This is a genomic window from Halomonas sp. PA16-9 (assembly GCF_009728585.1).
In the GTDB taxonomy this organism is placed as follows: Bacteria; Pseudomonadota; Gammaproteobacteria; order Pseudomonadales; family Halomonadaceae; genus Vreelandella; species Vreelandella titanicae.
Window position 1 is genome coordinate 1,599,348 of sequence record NZ_CP040452.1, and the last position, 25,092, is coordinate 1,624,439.

General features: G+C 56.2%; 11 protein-coding genes and 5 pseudogenes. 12 read left to right on the forward strand and 4 right to left on the reverse strand.

Going from position 1 to position 25,092, the window contains the following annotated elements:
- Window positions 1–55: 55 nt before the first annotated feature.
- From FDY98_RS23790 to FDY98_RS23825, 8 genes and pseudogenes are all read left to right on the forward strand, one after another.
- Window positions 56–8,686, forward strand: a pseudogene (locus tag FDY98_RS23790) (GH36-type glycosyl hydrolase domain-containing protein).
- A gap of 99 nt (window positions 8,687–8,785) precedes the next feature.
- Window positions 8,786–10,005, forward strand: a pseudogene (gene sstT / locus FDY98_RS23795) (serine/threonine transporter SstT).
- A 156-nt stretch (window positions 10,006–10,161) separates the two neighbouring features.
- Window positions 10,162–10,692: a helix-turn-helix domain-containing protein gene (locus FDY98_RS23800; protein ID WP_022522427.1), complete on the forward strand. Its 531-nt coding sequence runs from the start codon at window positions 10,162–10,164 to the stop codon at window positions 10,690–10,692.
- Window positions 10,689–11,429, forward strand: coding sequence for an AzlC family ABC transporter permease (locus tag FDY98_RS23805; RefSeq protein WP_027958560.1), 741 nt, complete (start codon window positions 10,689–10,691; stop codon window positions 11,427–11,429). The genes FDY98_RS23800 and FDY98_RS23805 overlap by 4 nt, the downstream gene beginning before the upstream one ends.
- The gene (locus FDY98_RS23810; RefSeq protein WP_027958561.1) at window positions 11,426–11,761 is read left to right on the forward strand and encodes an AzlD domain-containing protein; all 336 of its coding nucleotides are present in this window, start codon (window positions 11,426–11,428) and stop codon (window positions 11,759–11,761) included. The genes FDY98_RS23805 and FDY98_RS23810 overlap by 4 nt, the downstream gene beginning before the upstream one ends.
- 108 nt (window positions 11,762–11,869) lie before the next feature.
- Window positions 11,870–12,814: an ABC transporter substrate-binding protein gene (locus FDY98_RS23815; RefSeq protein ID WP_422154899.1), complete on the forward strand. Its 945-nt coding sequence runs from the start codon at window positions 11,870–11,872 to the stop codon at window positions 12,812–12,814.
- Window positions 12,808–13,812: a FecCD family ABC transporter permease gene (locus FDY98_RS23820; RefSeq protein WP_027958562.1), complete on the forward strand. Its 1,005-nt coding sequence runs from the start codon at window positions 12,808–12,810 to the stop codon at window positions 13,810–13,812. Before FDY98_RS23815 ends, FDY98_RS23820 begins: the two co-directional genes overlap by 7 nt.
- Window positions 13,809–14,846 carry a FecCD family ABC transporter permease gene (locus tag FDY98_RS23825; protein WP_027958563.1) on the forward strand — a complete coding sequence of 346 codons (1,038 nt, stop codon included), beginning with the start codon at window positions 13,809–13,811 and terminating at the stop codon, window positions 14,844–14,846. Before FDY98_RS23820 ends, FDY98_RS23825 begins: the two co-directional genes overlap by 4 nt.
- An 85-nt stretch (window positions 14,847–14,931) precedes the next feature.
- Here the strand turns inward: FDY98_RS23825 and FDY98_RS23830 are convergent.
- Window positions 14,932–17,069: pseudogene (locus FDY98_RS23830) on the reverse strand (TonB-dependent receptor).
- A gap of 282 nt (window positions 17,070–17,351) precedes the next feature.
- Here FDY98_RS23830 and FDY98_RS23835 point away from each other — a divergent pair.
- Entirely contained in the window at window positions 17,352–18,188 is an 837-nt protein-coding gene (locus FDY98_RS23835) for an ABC transporter ATP-binding protein (protein ID WP_027958565.1), read from the forward strand.
- Between the two features lie 216 nt (window positions 18,189–18,404).
- Here the strand turns inward: FDY98_RS23835 and FDY98_RS23840 are convergent, their stop codons facing one another.
- The 3 genes from FDY98_RS23840 to dctP all read right to left on the reverse strand — a co-directional run bounded on the left by FDY98_RS23840 (window position 18,405) and on the right by dctP (window position 21,375).
- Window positions 18,405–19,724 carry a TRAP transporter large permease gene (locus FDY98_RS23840; protein WP_027958566.1) on the reverse strand — a complete coding sequence of 440 codons (1,320 nt, stop codon included), beginning with the start codon at window positions 19,722–19,724 and terminating at the stop codon, window positions 18,405–18,407.
- Entirely contained in the window at window positions 19,725–20,237 is a 513-nt protein-coding gene (locus tag FDY98_RS23845) for a TRAP transporter small permease subunit (RefSeq protein ID WP_027965477.1), read from the reverse strand.
- 73 nt (window positions 20,238–20,310) lie between these two features.
- Window positions 20,311–21,375, reverse strand: a complete 1,065-nt coding sequence (gene dctP, locus FDY98_RS23850) for a TRAP transporter substrate-binding protein DctP (protein WP_027958568.1) — start codon at window positions 21,373–21,375, stop codon at window positions 20,311–20,313.
- 418 nt (window positions 21,376–21,793) lie between these two features.
- Here dctP and FDY98_RS23855 point away from each other — a divergent pair.
- From FDY98_RS23855 to FDY98_RS23865, 3 genes and pseudogenes are all read left to right on the forward strand, one after another.
- Window positions 21,794–22,730, forward strand: a pseudogene (locus tag FDY98_RS23855) (4-hydroxyproline epimerase).
- A gap of 79 nt (window positions 22,731–22,809) precedes the next feature.
- Window positions 22,810–23,748, forward strand: coding sequence for a dihydrodipicolinate synthase family protein (locus FDY98_RS23860; RefSeq protein WP_027958570.1), 939 nt, complete (start codon window positions 22,810–22,812; stop codon window positions 23,746–23,748).
- Window positions 23,745–25,089, forward strand: a pseudogene (locus tag FDY98_RS23865) (FAD-dependent oxidoreductase). The gene FDY98_RS23860 and the pseudogene FDY98_RS23865 overlap by 4 nt, the downstream one beginning before the upstream one ends.
- Window positions 25,090–25,092 lie beyond the last annotated feature (3 nt).

Below are 25,092 nucleotides of genomic sequence, written 5' to 3' on the forward strand. Positions count from 1 at the left end.
ACCATTGTTCTGGTAAGGAAGCATCGTTGGTGCACCGAGGTGCATTCTCACCAGGATGGAATCTGTGAAACAACTTCTCCGTTTTGTGCGTCCGCACCCTACGTTTGCAGCGCCGTGGAACTCGACTAGCCCCGTCAGGGAAGAGCTCTTCAGCGCAGAGCGACTTGAACAGCACGCCGGCAGCTTGGCGCTTAACCAATCAGTGACCAGCACGCCACCCAAGGTAGTTTCGTTAGCAAGACGGCTCAACGATAACGCGCGCGCTTTGCTGGACGTTTACCGCGCCAGTGCCACAGCGCTGGCAGGTGGGCGAGAAATTGTGCCTGCCGCCGCTTGGCTGCTCGATAACTACCACCTAATTGAAGCGCAAATTCGTGAGATACGCAGCGACCTCCCCCCTGGGTATTACCGCCAGCTACCGAAGTTAGCCAACGGGCCTTTTGCGGGCTACCCGCGGGTATTCGGTATCGCCTGGGCCTTTGTGGCGCATACCGACAGCCATGTCGACCTGGATAATTTGCAGAACTTTATCACCGCTTATCAGCGCGTTCAGTCATTGACCATTGGCGAGCTCTGGGCAGTGGCGATCACGCTACGCATTGTGCTGATCGAGAACCTGCGACGCCTTGCCGACCAAATTATCAGCGAACAAACCGCAAGGGACGAAGCCGATGCATTGGCCGCTAAATGGCTAACGCCCACGGATCGGCAAACCTCCCAGGAACGTCATACCTTTCACTTGGAAACCAGCACGCTCAATATTCATAAAGGGCCATTAGCAGAGCCCTTCACCGCTCAGCTCGCTAAGCGGCTACGCGGCTTAGACCCCCGCTGCAGCCCGCTGGTAGGTTGGCTAAACGAGCAACTTAGCCAGCAGGGTGAAAGCATTGACGACATGGTTCAGCACGCTCAGCAGCGCCAAGGCGCCGCCAACGTAACCGTGCGCAATATCATCACCAGCATGCGCTTCGTTTCCAGCATCGACTGGGCGGAGCTGTTTGAGAACGTTAGTTTAGTGGATAGCCGGTTACGCCAGCAAAGCCACTTCAGCCAGCTCGATTTCCCCACCCGCAATCAGTATCGCAGCGCCATAGAACAACTCGCCCGTGGCTCTCGTTTCAGCGAGTTTGAGGTAGTCGAAGCGGCGCTCTCACTCTCCCAGCAGGCAGGGGACGCCACCAGCGACCCGGCCGAAGCTGCACGCCGGGGAGACCCTGGCTACTTCTTGGTGGGCTCAGGGCGGATAACCCTTGAGCGGCAGATACGATTTACCCCCTCCTCACGCCAATGGCTGCGCCGGACACTCATTCACCACGGCATTCGCAGCTATATCGTACTGATGGCCGTGGTGACATTGAGCCTGATGACGCTGGCCGGCGGGCTGCTGCTTTCGTTGCCGCTGGCGATGGGTGATGTACCGTTACCCTGGCTTATGCTGCTAGGGGCGTTCGGTTTCCTGCCCATTATGGAAGTCGCGACGCTGATCGTGAACCGCCTGACTATCTACTCTATCGACGCTCAACCGCTGCCTGGGCTCGACCTTGCCAAAGGCATTCCGCCACAGTTAAGAACCCTTGTGGCGGTGCCTACGCTGCTGACCAGCGAAGAAGATCTGCGCGAACAGATTGAGCGTCTTGAAGTGCACCACTTGTCCAGCGGTGAGGGGGCGCTTGGCTATGCGCTGCTGCTTGACGGCGTGGATGCCCCCCAAGCGGAACTCCCCCATGAGGCCGCGCTGTTAACGGCTGCCCAAGCAGCGGTGGAGCAGTTAAATAAGCGTTATTGTCCTCTCGCCCTGGATAGCGATAAACGCTTCTTTCTGCTTCATCGGCGGCGGGTATTTAACGCCAGCGAGAATACCTGGATGGGGTGGGAGCGTAAGCGGGGCAAGCTACACGAGCTAAACCGCCTACTACGTGGCGCCACGGACACCACCTTTATCGAGCCGCCGCCACTGCCCAGTGACGTGCGCTACGTCATCACTCTGGATGCCGACACCCGCCTGCCCCGGGGCGCAGCCAGCCAGTTGATCGGGAAAATGGCGCATCCGTTAAACCAGCCACGAATGGATCAACAGCTACGCCGGGTCGTGGAGGGGTATGCAATATTGCAGCCTCGAGTGACGCCGTCGCTGCCCACAGGGGGCGAAGGTTCTATCTACCAGCGGCTATTCTCCGCGCCTGGGGGCATCGACCCTTACGCCGCCGCTATTTCAGATCTCTATCAGGATCTGGTCGGTGAAGGCTCGTTCGCCGGTAAAGGTATTTACGCGATCGATGCCTTTGAAGCCTCGCTGGCTGGCCGGGTGCCCGACAATAGCCTGCTCAGCCACGATTTGTTCGAAGGTGTATTTGCCCGTGCGGGACTCGCCTCCGATATCGAAGTGATTGAAGACTTCCCGGCCCGCTATGATGTAGCCGCCAAGCGCCAACACCGCTGGACACGCGGTGATTGGCAACTGCTCCCTTGGCTAATCGCCCCGGCGCTGCCGCTCACTGGGCGGATGAAAATGCTCGGCAACCTGCGACGCTCGGTAACGCCACTATTAGTGTTGGCAAGCCTTGCGGTTAGCTGGCAGTTGCCGCTGAGCATGGCTATTACCAGTACACTGCTACTACTGGCCGTTGTCGGGGCACCGGTGTTGCTCTCCCTAACGGCCTCATTCGTTCCCTTCCGGGCGTGGTCTAGACTACGCCACCACTACCACCTTTGGTTTGACGAGCTAAAGCTGGGTAGCGCACAAATGCTGCTACTGATCCTGTTTTTACCTGACCAAGCATGGCGCATGCTGGATGCCATCGCCAGAACGCTCGCCCGCGTACTGGTCACCCACCGGCGTCTACTGGAGTGGACATCTGCCGCCCAGTCGATGAAAAGCCCGCCGCTGACGGTACTGGGATTCTATCAGCGCATGGCCCCAGGCACCGCACTGGGGCTAGCGGTGGTTATCAGTGCACTCTGGACAGCCAGCCACACATGGCCAATCACACTCCCCATAGCACTGCTTTGGTTGGCGGCACCAGCAGTGGCTTCTTGGTTAAGCAGCAGCACAAGCGCCGTTGTCCAACCCACCATCTCAGAAGAAGAAGCCCTTGAGCTACGGGTTATTGCTCGGCGAACCTGGCGCTTTTTCGAAACCTTCGTGACTGCCACCGATAACCGCTTACCGCCGGATAACTTTCAGGAGGATCCTCAGCCCGCCCTCGCCCAGCGCACCTCGCCGACCAATATGGGGCTCTACCTACTCTCCACCCTGGCGGCACGGGATTTCGGCTGGACAGGTACCCATGAGACGCTTGAGCGACTCGAAGCCACCCTGGGCGTGATGCTGGGACTACCCCGCTACCGGGGGCACTTCTATAACTGGTACGCCACCCACGACCTGCGCCCGCTTAACCCCCGGTATGTGTCAACGGTGGATAGCGGCAACCTTGCAGGGCACCTTATCGCTATCGCCAATGCCTGCGAAACCTGGCAGACGGCAGGCTATCTAGCTGACCCACGCGAAGGCATTGCCGACACCCTAAACCTGGCCCGTCAGACACTTAAACAAGCATCCACTTTGTCGAAAGAGTTCACGGCTCAGCTTAGCGTGCAGTTGGAGGCCATAGACGCTCAGTTGAAAGGCAAAGTGATGTCGACGGGATGCTTGGCAACTATCGCCGCATTGACGGATAGTACGTTAACGCTTTCGCGCACTCCTCTCAGCGAGCATAACGACCCATACAGCGAAGACCTGCTGTTTTGGTTGCAAGCACTGCACGCCTCAGTGGCGCAACACCGCCATGACAGGGAATCCCAGCCAAACCTTGAAGAGGGTGCACTCGCCCTACGCCTGCAGCAGCTTGCGGACTCGGCGCGACGCCTGGCACTGGGCATGGATTTCGACTTTCTACTCGATAGCGAGCGTCAACTGCTGTCGATTGGTTATTCGCTGGATGACAACTGCCTGGATACCAGCTGCTACGACCTGCTGGCCTCTGAGGCGCGCCTGGCTAGCCTGTTTGCAATTGCCAAAGGCGATATTCCCACCCGCCACTGGTTCAAACTCGGCCGTGCTGCCACCCCGGTCACCTTTGGCTCGGCATTGATCTCCTGGTCGGGATCGATGTTTGAATACCTGATGCCCTCGCTGGTGATGCGCGCCCCTGGGGGCAGCCTGCTGGAGCAAACCAACCGGCTAGTGGTAAAGCGTCAAGAGACCTACGCTGCCCAGCTCTCCGCCCCTTGGGGTATTTCCGAATCCGCTTATAATGCCCGTGATCGGGAGTTCACCTATCAATATTCTAATTTTGGGGTGCCGGGCTGGGGCTCAAGCGAGGGCTCTCTGCTGATCTGGTGATCGCACCCTACGCCACCGGATTAGCCGCCATGGTTGACCCCAACGGCGCCTGTCGTAATTTCAAACGCTTGGCGGAGATGGGTGCAGTAGGCCGCTATGGCTTCTATGAAGCACTCGATTTCACTCGCTCGCGGCTACCCGCAGGTGAGAAAGTGGTGATTGTGCGCAGCTTTATGGCCCACCATCAGGGCATGACCATCGCGGCTATTGCTAACACCCTGCATCACGGCCAGATGCGCGCTCGCTTTCACCGCGAACCGATGATTCAAGCCAGCGAACTGCTGCTTCAAGAGCGGGTTCCGCGTAACGTGGCGATTGCCCACCCCCGCGCTGAAGAGGTGAAGTCAAACGCGAGTCAAATGATTAACGAAGCACAAACTATTCGCCGTGCTTCAACAACAGCCAGTGGCGCACCCGTTACCCATTTACTCTCCAATGGCTGCTACTCGGTGATGCTAACGGCCACCGGCGGTGGTTACAGCAGATGGCGCAACGTAGCCATTAGCCGCTGGCAGCCGGATGCCACCCGCGACCACTTAGGCAGCTTTATTTTTCTGCGCGATGCCAAGCACCCCGGCGTGTGGACAGCCACAGGGCAAACGGCGGCGCACCCGGCCGGCGCTAACGATGAACATAGCCATGCGATATTTGCCGAGGATTATGCTCGCTACAGCCATCGTCATGACGACATCACCAGCCACATGGAGGTGCTGGTTTCAGGCGAGGACGACAGCGAAGTTCGCCACCTTTCGCTCACCAACAGCGGTCGTCACGCCCGGGACATCACGATCACCTCCTATCTAGAATTAGTCTTGACCGCTCCCAGTACCGACAATGCGCACCCCGCTTTCGCCAAAATGTTTGTGGTGACCGAGTACCTTGAAGCCTTCAACGCCTTGATCGCCACAAGGCGGCGGCGCTCACCCGATGAAGAGCAGGTGTGGGCGGCTCACTTTGCGGTGGTAGAGGGCGACACCGTGGGCGAGCTGGAGTTCGAGACTGACCGGGCCCGGTTTTTAGGCCGCGGCCGAAGTACGCTGCATGCCTCAGCGCTGGCAGAGGGCCAGCACCTTTCAAGCAGTGTCGGCAGCGTACTGGATCCTATTTTTGCACTGCGCTACTGCCTGCGCGTGGTCCCCGGCAAAGCGGCCCGAATCGCTTACTGGACTGTGGTCGCCTCCTCCCGTGAGGCGCTGATGGATCTAATTGATAAACACCACGACCGCAGCGCCTTTGAGCGCGCCAAAACCCTCGCCTGGACTCAGGCACAGGTGCAGCTTCGCCATTTGGGCATTCAGCCTGAAGAAGCCGCCGACTTTCAGCGTCTTGCCGCGCCAATTCTTTACCCTGATACCCGCTTTAGAGCGCCTGCCGAAGCCATTGAGCGTGGTGCCGGGCCGCAGTCGCGACTCTGGCAACACAGCATTTCCGGTGACCTGCCGATAATTTTAATGCGCATTGATAGCATTGATGACATTGGCCAGGTACGCCAACTGCTCCGTGCCCACGAATATTGGCGCATGAAGCGGCTGGGCGTGGATGTGGTGATTATCAATGAGCGCTCCTCCTCCTATATTCAGGATCTGCAGCAGGCCATTGAAACAGCGGTGCTTAGCAGCCAAACACAACCTCGTCTTAAAAAAGATTTCGCTCAGGGCGCCGTGATTGCATTGCGTGCCGACCTAATAAGTCTGGAAGTACGTATGCAGCTTCAGTCGATCGCCTGCGTTGCATTAATGGCCCATCGCGGCAGCATAGCGAATCAATTAGCCTTGACGCTGCCCACACGCCTTGCCACAACACCGCCCCAAGCGTTGGTCAAACGTCCCCTACCCAGGCACACCCCGCTCAATGCCAGCGAAACGCCACTCCCAACGCTTGAGTTTTTTAATGGCCTGGGCGGCTTTGCTCAGGATGGTCGTGAGTACGTCACGGTACTTGAGGCAGGGAGCTCCACGCCCGCGCCGTGGATCAACGTGATCGCCAACGCAGGCTTCGGCTTTCAGGTATCAGCAGAAGGCGCAGGCTATGTATGGGCGGATAACAGCCGCGAAAACCAGCTCACAGCCTGGTCAAACGACCCCGTGATGGATCCAAGTGGCGATGTGATCTATGTTCGCGATGAAGAGACGATGGCGCTCTTCACCGCGACTGCCCGACCTTTGCGGGATCATGGCCGCTACATGGCACGACACGGCTTCGGCTATAGCCAGTTCGAGCACCAAGTGGATGGGATCGCTCTGGAGCTTCTGCACTTCGTGCCCCTAGAGACCCCGCTAAGGATTTCACGGCTACGCCTTAGCAATCACTCCGGGCGACTACGCAAGCTCTCGGTGACGGCTTATGCCGAGTGGGTGCTAGGGACTTCACGTAGCGGCTCGGCGCCTTTTCTGATCTCGCACCCAGACGCCGATAGCGGCGCGCTGCTGGTGGAGAATCCCTGGAATAAATTTCCCTGGGGTAGCGTTTCTGGATATCGGCACCCAACCAACTTCCTGGACGGCTGACCGCTGTGAATTTATCGGCCACGGCGGTAGCCTGGGGGCGCCCGCGGGGCTGCGCAGCCAGGCTCCGCTTTCCGGCACCCACGGTGCGGGGTTGGATCCCTGTGCCGCGCTTAACCGCAGCGTAACGCTAGGGGCAGGTGAAAGCGTCGATATCGTTGTACTGATGGGGCAAAGCAGCTCAACCGCTGAAGCCAAATCGCTGATCGCGCGGTATCGCCAGGCGGACATTGACGCGGAGCTCGCACTGGTCACTGCGCACTGGCAAACGCAGCTTAACGCGGTACAAGTGGCCACCCCTGACCGCGCCATGGACATCATGCTTAACGGCTGGCTAATGTACCAAACCATTGCCTGCCGAATCACCGCGCGCTCAGGGTTTTACCAAGCCAGCGGCGCCTATGGTTTCCGTGACCAGTTACAGGATGGCATGGCGTTAACCTTCACCAGCCCCGAAACCACTCGTCAACACCTGCTCCGCGCCGCCTCACGCCAGTTTGTCGAAGGCGATGTCCAGCACTGGTGGCTGCCCCACTCCGGCCAAGGGGTGCGTACGCGTATTTCCGATGACCGGGTCTGGCTGGCTTATGCCTGCGCCCGCTATATTGCCACTTCCCACGACGCCGCCGTGCTCGACGAGACGGTGAGTTTTCTGGAAGGTGCCGAATTAGCGCCTGAAGAGCACGACTGTTTTTTTCAGCCGATGATCGCAGGGGAAACCGCCTCGCTGTTTGAGCACTGCGCCCGAGGCTTGGATCAAAGCATTGATCTAACCGGCGAGCACGGCTTACCGTTGATCGGTGGCGGCGATTGGAACGATGGCATGAACCGCGTTGGCGAAGCGGGCGAAGGCGAAAGCGTGTGGCTTGGCTGGCTGCTGGTGCATACCCTGGAGCTGTTTCTACCCTTTGCCCAGCAGCGCGAAAAGCAAGCGCCTTCAGCGGCTAAGGACTCAACCACACTGGACTCAGCCACAATGGACACTCCACGCGCCGAGCGTTGGCGTGCCCATATCACTGCGTTGCGTATTGCGCTGGAAAGCAACGCCTGGGACGGCCAGTGGTACCGCCGGGCGACCTTTGATGACGGCAGCTGGCTGGGCAGTAAAGGGAGCGACGCCTGCCAAATTGATTCGATTGCCCAGACCTGGGCGGTACTCTCGGGGGCAGCAAACCCCCACCGCGCAGCCCTCGCCATGGCGTCACTGGAACGTGAGCTGATCAGGCACGATGAGCAACTTGCGCTACTGTTCTGGCCCCCCTTCGATCAGCCCCAGCGCGACCCAGGCTATATCGGCGGCTATCCGCCCGGTATGCGCGAGAACGGTGGGCAATATAGCCACGCCGCAATGTGGGCGATTCTCGCCTTTGCAAAGCTCGGCGAGGGCAGCAAAGCGCATGGGCTTTTTGCGCTACTCAACCCGATCAATCATGCCCGCACCACCGAAGAGGTCACTCGTTATCACGTAGAACCCTATGTGGTGGCTGCGGATGTCTATTCGGTTGCGCCTCATACCGGACGCGGCGGCTGGACATGGTACACAGGCTCAGCGGGCTGGATGTACCGCGCTGGGGTGGAGGGCATTCTGGGCATTCGCCGAGAAGGTGGCTGGCTGGTGATTGCCCCCTGCCTTCCCCACGACTGGCCAGGTTTTAGCGCAACGCTAACCATTGCCGCCACCCACTACGCGGTTAAGGTTACCACCACCGATGAGGCACCCAGCGCGCAGCTCGATGGCCGAATACTGACCCGTCAACAAGGTGAAGTACGCATTCCGCTGGATGGCAAACGACATCAGTTAGAGGTATTTATCAAGCCAAACACAGTCGCTGAAAAGTAACGGAGGCAGGTCGTAGCTGATAGAATACCGCCCCTTTCAGGCGCGTTAGCGGCTAAACGCCGATACGCCACCCACCTTTTACTACCTGAGAGTTGCGCAATGATCGCCACCGCCCGCACCGTTTTCCGGCCACTTATTCGGCTGGGCCTTATCCCGCAGATTTTAATCGGTATCGTTGCCGGGGTAGTGCTCGCCCTGTTTTCACCGGGCATTGCAAGCGACGTGGCCCTACTTGGCCAGCTCTTTATCGCCGCATTGCAGGCAGTGGCGCCCATTTTGGTGTTTGTACTGGTAGCCGCTGCGATCTCTGCTCATCAAAAAGGTCAACCCACCCATATTCGCCCCGTGCTGGTGCTCTATGTGGTGGGCACGCTGATCGCCGCGCTCATTGCAGTGGCAGCCAGCTTCCTGTTTCCCACGGAGCTTACGTTAGATTTGGGGCAAGTTGACGGCAACCCGCCCGGGGATATTTTAGCGTTCTACGCGACCTGCTGCTAAACGCGGTTGCCAACCCGGTTAGTGCGCTGATGGAGGCTAACTTTATCGCTATTTTGGCCTGGGCTATCGGCCTGGGTTTAATGCTGCGCCAAGCCAGCGATACCACCCGCCAAGCATTGAGCGATTTATCCGCAGCGATCACCCGCATTGTGACACTGGTGATTCGTTTAGCGCCGCTGGGTATCTTTGGTTTAGTGGCAGGCACGCTGGCAGAATCCGGCGTTGAGTCGCTGCTCAACTACGCCCAACTGCTGGGTGTGATCGTGGGCTGTATGCTGTTTGTCGCGCTGGTTAGCAACCCGCTGCTGGTTTACTTCACCACCCGGCAAAACCCTTATCCCCTGGTGTTTACGTGCCTGCGCGGTAGTGCGATTACTGCCTTTTTCACCCGCAGTTCGGCCGCGAATATCCCCGTGAACCTGGAGCTTTGCCGCCGCCTAAAGCTCGACCCTGACACCTACTCCATTTCCATTCCGCTGGGTGCAACGATCAATATGTGTGGCGCAGCCATCACCATTACTGTCATCACTCTGGCGACCACTCATACGCTAGGCATTAGCGTCGACTTTCCCACGGCGCTGCTACTTTGCGTGGTTTCAGCGCTGGCGGCCTGCGGCGTTTCAGGCGTGGCGGGCGGTTCACTGATGCTGATTCCCATGGCCGCCAACCTGTTCGGTATTCCCACGGAAGTGGCCATGCAGGCGGTGGCGATTGGCTTTGTGATCAGCGTGGTACAGGACTCCACCGAAACTGCGCTCAATTCCTCTACCGATGTGCTGTTTACTGCAGCGGCCTGCCGCTCCAAGGAAGCGAACAACTAGCACTGCCCGGGGCATAGTGCCCCATTAGGCATACTCCCAGCGCGCCGCCGCTAGAGGGTGCCACTTCCGAATAAGGCTATTGTTGCCGAGCGAGGCCATTGACAGACGAACGTTCCTTATATAGAACGTTCTATATAAAGAACAGCGGACAGCCTTATGGATAAGCTCTCACTCAACACGTTGGGCCAGCACCTTCAAGCACTTCGCCTGGAGCGGGGCTGGTCACTGTCGCAGTTAGCCAATGAGGCGGGGATTGCCAAATCCAACCTGTGTCGCCTTGAACAAGGCAACGGCAATCCGACCCTGGATACCATTTGGCGGCTGGCGGTGCAGCTCAATGTGCCTTTCGGCACTCTGGTAGCGCCAATCAGCGTGCCGCTGGGTGAAGATGGCGTACAGGTGCGTTTAATCGATCAAGGCAAGGATTCCCCTCAGGTGGACGCCTACTGGATGCGCTGCGCACCGCATACATTGCGTCATGCTGAAGCCCATACACCCGGCACCCGTGAATCACTCACACTGATCAGCGGCTGGCTGGAAGCGGGGCCCGAAGGGGCAACCACGGTACTGACACCGGGAGAGGCCATCACCTTCGCCGCCGATCAACCGCACCTTTACCGTACCCACGAAGCGGAGGCCACGTTGATGATGACCATCACCTATGGTTTGGAAGGCCAAACATCATGAGCCAAGCTGCCAGCCACTCTCCTGTTCGTAGCGCGCTGCAGGGCGTGCGAGAAGCCATCCCACTATTGGGCGGCTACATTCCCGTGGCGCTGTCATTTGGCTTAGTCGCCACCCAGGCCGGCTTTAGCACGCTGGAGGCCACGACTATTTCAGCGCTGATTTACGCCGGTGCTTCGCAATTTCTATTTGTCGGTATGATCGCTACAGGCGCCCCGCTGTGGCTGGTGGTAGCGATGACGCTGCTGATTAACGTGCGCCATGTGGTGTACGGCCCTAACCTGGCGGGACTACTGCCGCGCAGTCGCCACTGGCCCTGGTTAATGCACGGCCTCACCGACCAGGTGTTTGCACTGGCCCTAACCCGACTGCCCCAACTGCCTGAGGTAAAGCGTTTTAGTTGGTTTTTGGGCGCATCACTGCTGGCCTGGGGCGCCTGGATAATTGGCACCGCGGTGGGGGCTACCGCCGGTGAGGCCTTTACCGCCCGCTGGCCGCTGCTGGGTGAGATTATGCCCTTCGCGCTGCCCGCGCTGTTTTTGACCATGGTGGCGCCGCGCTTTACCGACAAGCGTTGGGCAGTCGCCATGGGCTGCACCATTTTAGCGGCGCTGTGTTTGACCCTGGTCGGCTGGGGCAACGTGGCGATTCCCTTAGCCGCCGCCTGCGGCGCGCTGTGCTTCTACTCCACGCAGTTCTATACGCAAAGATTCGCCACCAACAGGAGGCGTGAATCATGAGCACTGCACTTTGGATAGCGGTCGCGGTTTCTGCCATTGGCACGTTGCTGATGCGGGTTGTGCCGTTTTTATGGATGCAGCGCCGCCTCAACAGCGAAAGTGGCCTTAATAACATGCCCCAGTGGCTGGGTATTCTTGGCCCACTGATGATTGCCGCCGTGCTGGGGGTATCCATTGTACCGGTTAACCCAAGCGCTGTTTCCTGGATCGCCACCGCCATCGGGCTTTCTGTCACGCTGCTGGTGTGGTCGCGGGTACGCTCACTTGGCTGGCCGGTCGCGGCCGGCGTCGCGGTATTTGGGATAGTTGAGGTCGCGGCCTTCATTTGGTAATGCTTTGCATTAGCTTTTACGTCATGCCATCATCCTGGCTCTTAAGTCCGAGCCAATCGTAAAGTGACATTAATGTTAAAAGCACACACCCATGGCAAGAAGGTTTTTATGAGTGTGTTGCTGTTAACGCAGGCGGCGCTAATGCCCTTTATGGCAGCCGCTGACACGCCGAGCAGCCCCCCGGAACCGCCACGCATTGTGACGCTTTACCAGGGGGCTACCGACAGCGCCGTAGCCCTTGGACTGACGCCTATTGGCGTAGTCGATTCCTGGCTGGAAAAGCCCATGTACCGCTATCTGCGCGATGCGCTTGATAGCGTCGAGCATGTGGGGCTGGAAACCCAACCGAACCTGGAAAAGATTGCCTGGCTTAATCCTGACTTGGTCATTGCCAGCGACTTTCGCCATGCGCGAATAGCGCCGCTATTGGAGGCCATCGCCCCCACTGTATCTGCCCCGACAGTGTTTAACTTCAAGACCACGCTGAACATGGTGGCCAATGCTACTGGCCGCGAAGCGCAGGCAAATGAGCTGCTTGAGCAATGGGATGATCGTGTCGCCGACTTTCGCCAGCAGATCGCCGCCAAGTTGAGCAGCGAGTGGCCGCAAAAAGTGGCCGTGGTGCGGTTTAAAAGCGACCACGTGCGCATCTATACCAGCGGCTTTGCAGGCTCGATTCTTGATGAGCTGGGCTTTAATCAGCCGGATACACTGCAAAGCCAGAGTTGGGGAATGAAGCTTTCCAGTACTGAAAACATTCCGGTGCTGGATGCCGATGCCCTCTTTATTCTGCTTGAGCCCGATGACCCCGCTATTGCAGATAATTACCAACACTGGGCCTCCCACCCACTCTGGCAACAGCTGTCAGCGGTACAAAGCGGGCGCGTATTTGAAGTTGAGCCGGTGAGTTGGATGATGGGTGGCGGCATACTGGCGGCCAACGCCATGCTGGATGATCTGTATAGTCACTACGGGCTGTTGCAACCCGAAGCGGCGCCGCATCAGGCTTGCCTGCCTCACGCCAGTGGCCGTGGGGAGCCTGCTTCATGCTAAACAGTACTGCCGCAAAAAGTATTGGCCTGCTACTCGGCGTGCTGGTGGCACTAGGCGCCTTTTTCGCCAGCGTGATGTTAGGCACAACGGAGATCTCCCTTTCCTCTCTGTATGGCTCGCTCGCCCATTACGATCCTACCAACATCGCCCACATCATTCTTTTAACTGAACGCTTACCCCGTGCGGTGATTGCCGCTCTGGTGGGCGCCAGCTTAGCGATTGCAGGCGCACTAATGCAGACCATGACGCGCAACCCGCTGGCGTCGCCGGGCATTTTGGGCATTAACGCCGGCGCGATGTTTTTTGTAGTAGTAGCGGTTTCGCTATTGCCGCTGCACACGCCCGCTCACTACGTATGGGCCGCGCTATTAGGGGCACTCGTTGCGGCCATACTGGTGGTGGTGCTTAGCCGCGGCCGCCACGGTGAGCTCTCCCCTCTGCGGGTCGTGCTGGCAGGTGTAGCAGTGACGGCAATGTTTGTGTCGTTCAGCCAAGGGCTGTTGGTGATTGATCAGCAAAGTTTTGAAAGCGTGCTTTACTGGTTGGCGGGCTCAGTGTCGGGGCGCGACCTCTCTTTGGTAGCGCCCTTACTGCCGCTCTTCGGCGGAGCACTGCTGCTCAGCGCACTGCTGGTACGTCACGCCAATGCACTGTTACTGGGCGATGACATGGTCACCGGGCTGGGCATGCAGGCCACCACCATCAAGCTGCTGCTCGGGCTGATTGTGATTGTGCTGGCGGGCAGCGCCGTAGCGCTGGCGGGCATGATCGGGTTTGTGGGCCTGATTGTGCCCCATATGGCGCGGGGGTTATTTGGCATCGACCATCGCTGGCTGCTGCCAGCCTGCGCGCTATTGGGTGCCTGTTTGCTGCTGCTGGCCGATCTTGGCTCGCGCTTTTTAATGCCACCCCAAGAGGTTCCGGTCGGTGTGATGACCGCGCTGATCGGCACGCCCTTCTTTATCTATCTGGCACGACGCAAGATGGCTGGCCAATGAGAGCAGACGCCACGTTAAACCTTAACAGCGAAGCAAAAAGCGACAGTAATCGCTTACTACGTCGCCTGCTGATGCTAAGCCTTTTATTGCTAGCAAGCGCCGGGCTGTCGCTCTGTTTAGGCAGTTTTCCCACACCACCGCTGCAGGTGCTAAATGCACTAGCAGCCCCGCTAAGTAGTGATATTACCTTTATTATTTGGGAGCTGCGCCTTCCGCGCATCGCTCTAGCGGTATTGGTCGGCGCCGCCCTGGCAATCGCGGGAGCGATTCTGCAAAGCATTGTGCGTAACCCGCTGGCCTCCCCGGATGTCATCGGCATTACCAGCGGTGCGGCGCTGGCGGCGGTGGTGTTCTTATCCCTATTGAGTTCGACCCTTAGCATTCACTGGCTGCCCGTTGCCGCCATGCTGGGAGCACTAGTTTCTGCACTGCTGGTGGTGAGCTTGGCCTGGAAAAACGGTGTTAGCCCATCGCGCATGGTACTGGTCGGCATTGGCCTGGCCGCGGCCATGGGCGCTGGCACCACCCTGTTAATCGTGATCAGCGATGACTCTGCCGCCATGACCGCCTATGTATGGCTAACCGGCAGCCTTTACGCGGCGCAATGGGACGATGTGTGGAGCCTATTGCCGTGGTTAGTCGTCGCGGTGCCTATCAGCCTACTCTTCGCCCGCCATGCGGATGCCATGGCCCTGGGTGATAGCGTTGCCGAAGGGCTTGGGGTGGCGATTCTGCGCAGCAGATTGGTATTGCTGGCCTGCAGCGTGGCGCTGGCAGGTGCCGCTGTGGCTTTTGCCGGTGGCTTAAGCTTTGTGGGATTAATTGCCCCCCACCTGGCCGCTAGGCTGGTGGGGCGGAACATGGCACGCCTGGTGCCTACATCAGCGTTGGTCGGCGCCTTGATAGTGCTTTACGCCGACCTGCTGGGCCGGGTAGCGTTTTTGCCCAAAGATTTACCTGCGGGCATCTTTGTTGCCGGGATAGGCGCGCCCTTCTTCGTTTATTTACTGCATAGATCGCGAGCTCGCTTTTAGAGCGAATTGACGAAAAAAAAGCGGCGCCCCAAAGGCGCCGCCAAACAGTATCGAGCACAAAACATAGAAAATAGAAAGCGGCTGACTAGAAATCCAGCTGGTACCCCAGAGTGAAAGTGCGGCCCCGCCCAGTGAAGTAGTACTCATCGCTGATGCGTGCGGCTTGAGAGTAGTAAGTGAGGTAATCCTCATCGGTGAGGTTTTCGATACCTACTGACACCCTGCCGGTGGGCAGGCGATAAGCTAGAGAAGCATCCACTAAGCCGTAGCCGTCAAAATCAAGTTCAGGATTATCGACGCTTCGATCGAAGTAGTAACTACCCTGCAAGCGCGTGGAAACGCGGTCGTTCCAGATAGCGCTCCAGCCCAGTTTGAGCGTATCCGGGGCGATATTGATACCGGTGAGTTTGGTATCCACACTGCCATCGCCATCCTGATCCGACTTGCCCTCAGTGTGGGCATAGGAGAGCGATAGATCGTGCTTGTCCGCCACCTGCATGTCGCCGGTAATCTCAACGCCCTGGATTTCGGTCTTCTCACGGCTGCCCACCCAGGTGCCATTCTGCTCGGTAAGCCGCTGGCCGTAATCCGAATTGGACTCATAGTAGCTAATCTCTAGCCCGTAGCCATCCCAGTCAAAACGCGCGCCGATTTCCCGGTTATCGGTAACAATAGGCTGAAGTTGCAGCAGGGTATCCACATCCTGGCCCGCCGTGCCAATACCGCGCAGCACTCGGCCCACGTCGGGCATGCCGAAACCTTCCGAATAGTTGGCATACAGCTGAGCCCAATCAGTGGCTTGATAGGTTACGCCGACGTTGTAAAGCGTCTCATCGAAGCTGGGATTGCCGCCATCAACGGTAACGTTGTCTTGAGTGACATTGCTGCGATCAATTGTTTGGAAGGTATCCACATCAAGTTCGGCATACTCGTGACGCACCCCGGCGTGCAGCGTGAGCGGATCCGCGAGCTTAAACTGGCCCTGCAGAAAAGGAGCCAAATTACGATAACGGCTTTCCGGCACGTAGGTACGCCCGGTATGCACCAGCATCTGGCTTGTTTCGTCTTCCAGCACGTCCAAACCAACCGTCACACCCAAACGGTCGTCCAGCATGCCGTCACGGTTCAAGGTGAATTTGGCGCCTGTTTTATCAGATTCATTTCGCGTTTGGTCGTATTGGGTATCCCCCGCACTATCCACATAGGGGAAAAACGGCGTGGTGGCAAAGCGTGCACGAAAGCGCTGGTGATAGACCTGAGCATCCAGCTCGTTGCCAAACCAATCCGCGTGGGAGTAGGAAAGCCGAGCGGAGGTCACTTCATTAAATCCAGGCTCGCCGTCACGACGGCCTTTGCGTGCCGTGGTGGGAACACCTGCAGAGCGGTCTCCTGTTACCGGTACGTAGTCGTTGCCCTCTTCCAAATCGAAGTGGTTCAGCGAGAACTCAATATTCTGATTGTCGTCGATCCAGTAGCCCAGCTTGCCGAAAAGGTCGTAGCTTTCCGAGTTTTGCAGCTCGCCTGGGTAGGCGATACCGACCACCTCATCGTTGCCATCGTAAAAAATCCCGCGCTCCTGACGCGTCGCCGCGGCAACGAAATCCCAGTCGCCTTGCTGACCGCTAATGCGGTAGTCCAGCTTGTGGCCTAGCCCACCGGATTGAAAATCATCGTCCGTGGTCAGGCTAATCCCTGCGTCCTGGCTAATGCCTCCGCCTTCGGCACGCCGTGTCACCAGGTTGATCAAGCCACCCGTAGCACCTAATCCGTGCTCGGCGCTGGCGCGTGGATCACTTCAATACGCTCTACCATGGAAAGGTCAATGGTATAGCTATCCCGCGAGCTGTCGCGCAGGGGATTGGACTGCGGCACTCCGTCAATCAGGAACAGGGCATCGCGGCCGCGGAATGTCTCGCCCGCGTTGGAGAGCTTTTGGCGGCTGGGGGAGTAAGAGGGAATAAGATTACTGAGCACCTGGCCCGGGTCATCAGTAATCGCTAGCTGCTGTTCGATCTGTTCACGGGTAATGATCGTAACCCGCTGCGGTGTTTGGCCCGCTTCGCTATGGCTGCGGGTGGCCGTCACCACCATGGTCGAGTCGGCATCATTGGCGCCGCTTTGCGATCCTGTGGAAGCAGACTCCTGCCCATAAGCATGGCTGGCAGCTACCAAACCGGCAAGCGTCACCGTAGGCCAAAATACCTGGCGTTTCTTAGTGTACATCTAGTTTTTATCCCCTGCTTTTGAGTGAACCTTACCCTGAAAACGTAATCTACATCTAAATAATAATGATTATTTTATGCATATAAATCACAGAGGTCTACTCAAGCAGAACGAACTGTTCAGGATAACGACACGACTCCTCACCTCTCTTACCCCACATTTCTTCTGCGGCTGACGCTTAGAGACAGTGAGCAATTACTTGCTGAGCAATGGCAAGTATTGAAAATGAGAATATTTTGGCTTACGGTTCTGCCTGCTTAAACAACCCTAATGAGCACATTCATGACCCAGCCTTCTCATCAGCTACCTCGCTTGACGGGCGAAGCCCTGCACGCGGGCTATGACACTCGACGTGTACTGGATGGTGTCGATATTGCGATTGAGGAAGGCAAGCTCACGGTGCTTTTGGGGCCGAATGGAAGTGGCAAGTCGACGCTGCTGAAAACTCTTGCCCGCACGCTTACGCCTAGTGGCGGGCATGTGTATTTGGACGGCAAGGATATCCATCGCAGCAAAACGCGGGAGGTCGCCAAGCGCCTGGGAATTCTGCCCCAAGGCCCGGTAGCCCCCGAGGGGCTGAGCGTAAAGCAGTTAGTGGGGATGGGCCGTTTTCCACATCAGGGTTTATGGCAGAAAAATGCTCAGCAAGACGCCGCTGCTATTCGTGAAGCCATGGCTTATACCCACGTGACAGAGTTTGCCGAGCGCAATGTCGATGCGCTCTCCGGCGGCCAGCGCCAGCGCTGTTGGATTGCCATGGTGCTGGCTCAACAAACCGATCTGATTCTGCTTGATGAGCCCACTACTTTTCTGGATCTGAAGGTACAGGTGGATTTGCTGGAGCTACTTTCGCGCCTGGCCCATGAGAAAGGTCGCACCCTGCTACTGGTGCTCCACGATCTAAACCTGGCCGCCGCCTATGCCGATCAGTTAGTGATGATGTGTGATGGCCGTATCGTCACCAGCGGCGCACCTAGCGAGGTCTTTACCTCGACCAATCTCAAGCGCGTATTTGACCTTGATGCCCATGTCATCCACGACCCTGAAAGCGGCAGCCCGATTTGCGTACCGCGGAAACGCAGCCAATCCATTGCGAAAACGGAGACTGTTGTGCAATAACGCAGCGGATCGAGAAAGAATAAGCCGCACTTCTTCCTCCATAAAGTGACCATGGCTCGCCGCTTAAATGCGGAGCTGCGCTTAATGTTTGAATTCAGGAGTTCATCATCTACATTACGCACTGTAATAGTCGCTATTCACCTATCCTCTTCGCTAATAACATTGATAGCACACCATGAAATAGGCAACCCATCATTTATTACCAATAGTGTTTCCTTAAAAACCCACTATCTTGTCAGGCAGCCATGTAGCCATTGCAGGGAATAACGCCACCACCGCCAACGTTAGCAATTGTACCGCGATAAATGGCAAGACACCTCTACACATTTGCCCATAGGTAATATCGCTGGGTGCAATCGACTTTAAATAGAAGATTGACGATGCCATAGGCGGAGTCAGGTAACTAGTTTGGATAGTTACCAACACTAGCGTGGCAAACCAAATAGGATCAATACCCAGCTGTCTGATGATAGGGGTGAATATTGGTACGCAGATTAAAACAATCGATGTCCAGTCAAGTACAAACCCCAGCAAGAAAGTGACGGCTAGAAAAAACAGGATGACGCCTGTTGTACCACCACCCAAACCACTAGCTATTGCGGACACCATCTCGCCACCACCATTGACTGCGAAGATGCCAGTAAACATCGTGCCCCCGGCCACAATAAGCAGAATCATCGCTGTAATGCGCACCGTTAGTGATAGAGAATCAACCAAGGAAGGCATGGTGATTCCACCATTGATGACCGCTAGGATCACTGCGCCAGCAACACCAACGGCAGCGGCTTCTGTGGGTGACGCGATACCACCCAATAGCGACCCAAGTACCGCAAACATTAATAGCAAAGGCGGCAGTAAGGCTTTCAGCGTAATACTGATTTTAACGCTAAGAGGTTTGCCATCATTAACGGCCGTAGCGGCAGGGCCATCTTGAGGCCGTAACCAACAACGCCCAATGATATAAAGAGCGAAAAGAGACAACATCAAGATGCCGGGAAAAATAATCGCAGCGAAAAGTGCACCGATGGACAGTTGGGCAAGAGCCGCATAGACGACCACTATGACCGTAGGAGGAATGATCGTGCCTAAGGATCCTCCCGCACAAATAGTCCCCGCAATCAGCGAATTGTTATAGCGGTAAGCTCGCATGGCAGGGATAGCCATTAACCCGATCATTATTTCCACCGCGCCAACGACGCCAGAGGCAGCCGCAAATATTGCCGCCATGGCGATCGTGGTCAGTGCCAACCCGCCAGGTAGTCGACCAATCCACATCTGAATAGCATCAAAGAGGTTTTTGGCTATGCCTGATTTCTCAAGTATCGCGCCCATAAGTACAAAGAGTGGAATTGAGGAGAGAACGTAATTAGATGAAGCGCTATAAATACTGCCGTAAAGTTGCTGAAAGATAATAGGCCCAAAGGCGAACCAGCCAGCCACTAATGAGACAGTAATCAGTGAGAAAGCAACAGGAATACCCATAAAGATCAATAAGAACAGTCCTGGGAACATCAGGGCAGCCGTCATGGTATCCATTTAGTTGGCCCTATTATGATGGGTATTATCAATAAACGAACGCAGTCCAATCACCAGAACTTGTAGCGCAAGAAGCGTCAATCCGAAGGCAATACAGGTGTAAAACGGCCACATTTTAGGTGCCCATGTACTAACCATTTCAACTTCATTGGTTGTGAAGGCTGACAGCGATTTTTTCCAGCCAAACCAGGCGACAAGCGAAAGGGTGGGGAACAACACAACGGTATAAGCGATTCCCGTGATAATACGAGAAATACGTTTGGGCATAAGGCTGCTTAAAACATCCACTTTAACGTGGCCATCTACCTGCGCTGTCCAGGCGACACCGAGCATAAACGCAATGCCTGTGGCCATATACGAGATATCGAAAGCCCAGATGGTAGATGCATTAAAAACGTAGCGAGCGATTACTTCATATAACATCGCCACCGCTAAGATAATGAGCGCCAACTTACTTAGCCAAGCCGATATTTTAGACAGCTGATCCACTAAATTAAAAAACATAATAGACATCACTCATATCGGTACATTGATCATATGTATAACTACCTGGGAAGGCTTAGGTGCCTTCCCTGGCAGGTTTATATTAATCAGTGATGAGATAGTCTTTCTGAGTATTCCAGCGCGCTTGATAGGCTTGGTAATCTTCTAAAATTTCTTCCATGGCCGGGTTGCCAGCCTCACTTTCTGCCGCTGCCCGGGCAGCGATCCAAGCACGACCATTCTCCGATAGCTCTTCAACAAAGGCGTCGTCCAAGCTGATCACTTCGTTTCTACCGGCACGGTAATCTTCCATGGCGATTAGGTCGTTATGGTAGAAATTGCTAAGGCCTTCGTAGGTCGTCAATTTGGCAGCTGACTCAATAAGCTGCTTTAGATCGTCAGGCACTTGATCCCATGTATCCTGACGAACAACTACTTCCCATAGAAATGTGGGTTGATGCACGCCGGGCACGATGATGTAACGGGATGCTTCATGAAAACCTTCAGGATAATTGCTGGAAGGGGTTGCCCATTCAATGGCGTCAACGCCTTTACGTTGTAATAACGTATAGATATCTCCGGGCGGCACAACGGTAGGCACCGCATTGTAGTACTCCCGCACAACTTCAGCCCACGGCCCGGAAGTACGGTACTTTAAGCCGTCAAGGTCATCAGGCCCGTTAATGGGCACGTTGGAGTGAGCAAATATTTCTGTAGAACCAATTCCCACGATCAGTGAGTGCAGCCCTTCGCTAGCGCGAATTTCTTGCAACGCTGCTTGGCCGCCCCCTTCGTAAATCCAGTTGATATAAGACTGGGATCCCATACCGCCAGGAAACCCAGCAAAAATAGCGTTAATCGGATTTTGGTTAACTAAGTAACTAGGGGTGGAGTGGCCAGCCTCTACGGTGCCTTCTTTTACCGCATCATAGACCTGCAATGCAGGCACAATCACACCTGCACCGAAAGGCCTAATATCAACTCTCCCAGCGGTAAGCATCTCTGCATTGTCAGCGAACCGTTGAAGAAAGTTTTCATAAAACGGTGAGCCTCCCGGCACTGAAGTAGGCACTCGCCACTCAACGTCGGCAGCATAAACGGGAGAAGAAAGCGCTATTGCTGCTATAACGCAAGAAAGCCACTGCTTTGTATTTAAATCTGTTTTCATGATCGCTCACCTTTCTAAGCATTAGTTTTTAGTTATATCTCCCTGAAAAAGGCTTATCGCGCCATCCAAAATGGGTAAGTCACGAACTCACTAAGTCCTGTGATTAGTTTCCGCCTCTTCTTTTGGTATAAGATATACAAAAATTCATTGCAAGAATTTATTGACATAAAAACTAAAATTTTTCTTAACATCCTTTAAATTCAATGAATTATTAATGATAGAGGCGTTTATCGCCGATTTTTGCTGGACTACCCATCTAGCCGAGGCCATGCCACTGCCACCCAGCCTGGGCTTCACAACAAATTTTGAATATTGTATAAGATATAAAAAACAGCGTATAGAAAGGTAAGCTGCTATCTTCACCATTAATCACCTATCTCAAAAAAACCACAGGTGATCCAAAGACCACAGGTGCCCCATGAAACGCATACGTGTGATTGATTCCCATACGGCGGGTGAACCGACAAGGCTAGTCATGGAGGGGTTTCCCTTACTGCCTGGTACCACTATGGCGGAAAAAACGTGACGCTCTACGCGCATCCCATGATCAGTGGCGGCGCGCCTGCATGTTAGAGCCTCGCGGGCATGACGTACTGGTTGGGGCGCTTTACTGTGCACCTGAATCGCCAGATGCGACCTGCGGGGTCATCTTCTTCAACAATACCGGGTATCTGGGCATGTGCGGCCACGGCACCATAGGCTTGGTGGCCTCCCTGCATCACCTGGGTCTGATATCCCCCGGTGATCACAAAATCGACACGCCGGTTGGCCCGATCAGTGCAACCCTGCATGAAGACGGCGCCGTGACCGTGCGCAATGTCCTCGCCTATCGCTATCGCCAGCAAGTTCCCATTGAAGTGCCGGGCTTCGGGCGGATACACGGCGATATTGCCTGGGGTGGCAACTGGTTTTTCCTGATTAGCGACCATGGCCAAACACTGACGCTCGACAACGTTGAAGTGCTGACTAATTTCACCTGGGCCGTTCGCCAGGCGCTGGAGGCTGCGGCCATTACTGGCGAGGACGGCGGTCTGATCGATCATATCGAGCTGTTTGCCGATGACGCCGTGGCTGATAGCCGTAATTTCGTGCTCTGCCCTGGCAAGGCGTATGACCGCTCCCCCTGTGGCACCGGCACCAGCGCCAAGCTGGCGTGCCTGGCGGCGGATGGCAAGCTTTCGCCCGGCGCAACCTGGGTGCAGGCAAGTATCTGTGACAGCCAGTTTGAGGGGTACTACGAATGGGAAGGTGATCGCATTCGCCCCTACATTAAGGGTCGCGCCTATCTCTGCGCCGACACCACCCTTTTAATTGATGAGCAAGACCCGTTCGCTTGGGGAATCACTGCCTCGTAATCATTGACCACCGGCGGCCCCGCTTTCGAACCCAGCGCCAACTCCTATCACTGATAACACCAAACGAAAAGGAACAACGATGAGCGATAACATTTTTACTGGCTGCATACCGGCGTTAATGACCCCTTGCAGCGTTGACCGCCAACCCGATTTCGATGCCCTGGTGGCTAAAGGCCGTGAACTGGTGGATCTGGGAATGAGCGGCGTGGTGTATTGCGGCTCCATGGGTGACTGGCCATTACTGAGCGAAGCGCAGCGCCAGGAGGGTGTCGCGCGCTTGGTTGAGGCAGGCGTTCCCACCATTGTGGGTACCGGTGCAATCAACACTCGTGAGGCCGTCTCCCATGCGGCTCACGCAGCTAAAGTTGGCGCCCAAGGGCTGATGGTGATTCCCCGCGTGCTTTCACGAGGCACCTCGGTGGCTGCACAGAAGTCACACTTTTCGGCCATTTTGGATGCGGCGCCCAAGCTACCTGCGGTGATTTATAACAGCCCCTATTACGGCTTCGCCACACGTGCAGACTTATTCTTTGAACTACGCCAAAAATACCCGAATCTGATTGGCTTCAAAGAGTTTGGCGGCGCCGATGACCTCCGCTATGCGGCGGAAAATATTACCTCTCAAGACGAAGATGTCACTCTGATGGTCGGTGTCGACACCACTGTCTACCATGGCTTCGTCAACTGTGGTGCCACGGGCGCTATTACCGGTATTGGCAATGCGCTTCCCCGAGAAGTATTGCAGCTTGTCTCGCTCAGCCAACAGGCCGCCAAAGGGGACGTCAAAGCACGGCGTTTAGCCATGGAGCTAGAAGAAGCACTAGGAGTGCTCTCCTCTTTCGACGAAGGCGGCGATTTGGTTCTCTACTACAAGCACCTGATGGTGCTCAACGGCGATTCTGAATACGCGCTGCACTTTAATGAAACCGATGCGCTCAGCGATTCACAGCGTCACTATGTGGAGTCACAGTACGCGCTGTTCCGTACTTGGTATGCGAGCTGGTCTGCCTCGTTATGAAACCAGGAATTACCATGGACGCACACCCACAGGCAACCAGCGATCCCAATGTGGAGGCTGATATCGTCGTTATCGGTGCCGGCATCATTGGCACAGCTTGCGCCCTGTCGTTAAGTCAACAAGGCTTGCGCGTCGTGGTGTTGGATAGCCAGCCCCCTGGTATGGGAACCTCCTATGGGAATGCCGGGCATATGGCAACGGAGCAGGTATTCCCCATTGCCGATGCCGCCATTGTGAAGCAACTGCCCAAGATGCTGCTTGATCCGATGGGCCACTGCGGCTGGACTGGCGCTATGTGCCGAAGGCACTACCCTGGTTCACTCGGCTACTCTGGAACCTGCGTCAAGCCCCTTATCAAGCCAGCGTCGCCGGTATTCGTGCGCTTAATGAGCAGAGTTTGGCTGCTTGGCAACGACTACTCGACAACATCGATGGTAGGCACTTACTCAAAGAAGAGGGCTCCTTCCTGGTATACGAAAAAGCCGACAATGCCGACGAGCTAGAGGCGCTACGAGCTCGGATGGCCGAGCAGCAGGTCGCGGTGGAACGTTGGTCAGGTGATGCCATCCGGGATGTTGCCCCTCAGTTGTCAGATAACATTCAAGGCGGTCTATTTTTCCCGGGCACCGCCCATGTGGTAGACCCCTGGCAGGTGGTTAACGCTATAGTGCAGGCTGCCAAAGCGAACGGGGTTCAATTCAGACAGGCCTCAGTGATATCTGGAAACGTTAGCGAGCAAGGCAGCACTCATGTCAAAAATCAGGGCGTAAGTCTACAGACCGACATCGCGGGCATCTTCAAGGCTGGCAAAGTGCTGATCGCCTGCGGGCTCACTCGGCCAAACTTACCACCGCGCTGACGGGCACCAGTATCCCGCTGGATACCGAGCGGGGCTACCACCTAATGCTACCGAATGAGGGTGAGCGCCTCCCGGTGGCAGTCACGTCGTTGGAGCGCCGCTTTATCATGACACCAATGGAAGAGGGGTTACGCTTGGCAGGTACCGTTGAATTTGCGGGCCTTCAGCAGCCAGCCAATATGCAGCGTGCCTGGCAGCTACATAAACTCAGCCAAGGGTTATTTAGAAGTGAACTGGATAAAACAGGCGCTAAACCCTGGATGGGCTTTCGCCCTTCCCTGCCCGACTCACTACCAATTATCGACAGTGTTAAAGAAGGTAGAGTCTTGCTAGCTTTCGGCCATCACCACCTTGGCTTGACCCAAGCGGCACTGACGGCAGAAATCATCGCCGACCTAGCGACAAAAGGAGAGCATCACCCTAGCGCAGCCAACCCTGCCGTGGCCGACTTGTCACCTTATCGAATAAGCCGATTTACCTGATTG

Excerpts from the sequence above, each read along its gene's own strand:
- FDY98_RS23805 (WP_027958560.1), top strand. The coding sequence starts at position 10,689 with ATGAGCCAAGCTGCCAGCCACTCTCCTGTTCGTAGCGCGCTGCAGGGC.
- FDY98_RS23860 (WP_027958570.1), top strand. The coding sequence starts at position 22,810 with ATGAGCGATAACATTTTTACTGGCTGCATACCGGCGTTAATGACCCCT.
- FDY98_RS23845 (WP_027965477.1), bottom strand. The coding sequence starts at position 20,237 with ATGTCTATTATGTTTTTTAATTTAGTGGATCAGCTGTCTAAAATATCG.
- FDY98_RS23835 (WP_027958565.1), top strand. The coding sequence starts at position 17,352 with ATGACCCAGCCTTCTCATCAGCTACCTCGCTTGACGGGCGAAGCCCTG.
- FDY98_RS23810 (WP_027958561.1), top strand. The coding sequence starts at position 11,426 with ATGAGCACTGCACTTTGGATAGCGGTCGCGGTTTCTGCCATTGGCACG.
- FDY98_RS23800 (WP_022522427.1), top strand. The coding sequence starts at position 10,162 with ATGGATAAGCTCTCACTCAACACGTTGGGCCAGCACCTTCAAGCACTT.
- FDY98_RS23825 (WP_027958563.1), top strand. The coding sequence starts at position 13,809 with ATGAGAGCAGACGCCACGTTAAACCTTAACAGCGAAGCAAAAAGCGAC.
- FDY98_RS23815 (WP_422154899.1), top strand. The coding sequence starts at position 11,870 with ATGAGTGTGTTGCTGTTAACGCAGGCGGCGCTAATGCCCTTTATGGCA.
- FDY98_RS23840 (WP_027958566.1), bottom strand. The coding sequence starts at position 19,724 with ATGGATACCATGACGGCTGCCCTGATGTTCCCAGGACTGTTCTTATTG.
- FDY98_RS23820 (WP_027958562.1), top strand. The coding sequence starts at position 12,808 with ATGCTAAACAGTACTGCCGCAAAAAGTATTGGCCTGCTACTCGGCGTG.
- dctP (WP_027958568.1), bottom strand. The coding sequence starts at position 21,375 with ATGAAAACAGATTTAAATACAAAGCAGTGGCTTTCTTGCGTTATAGCA.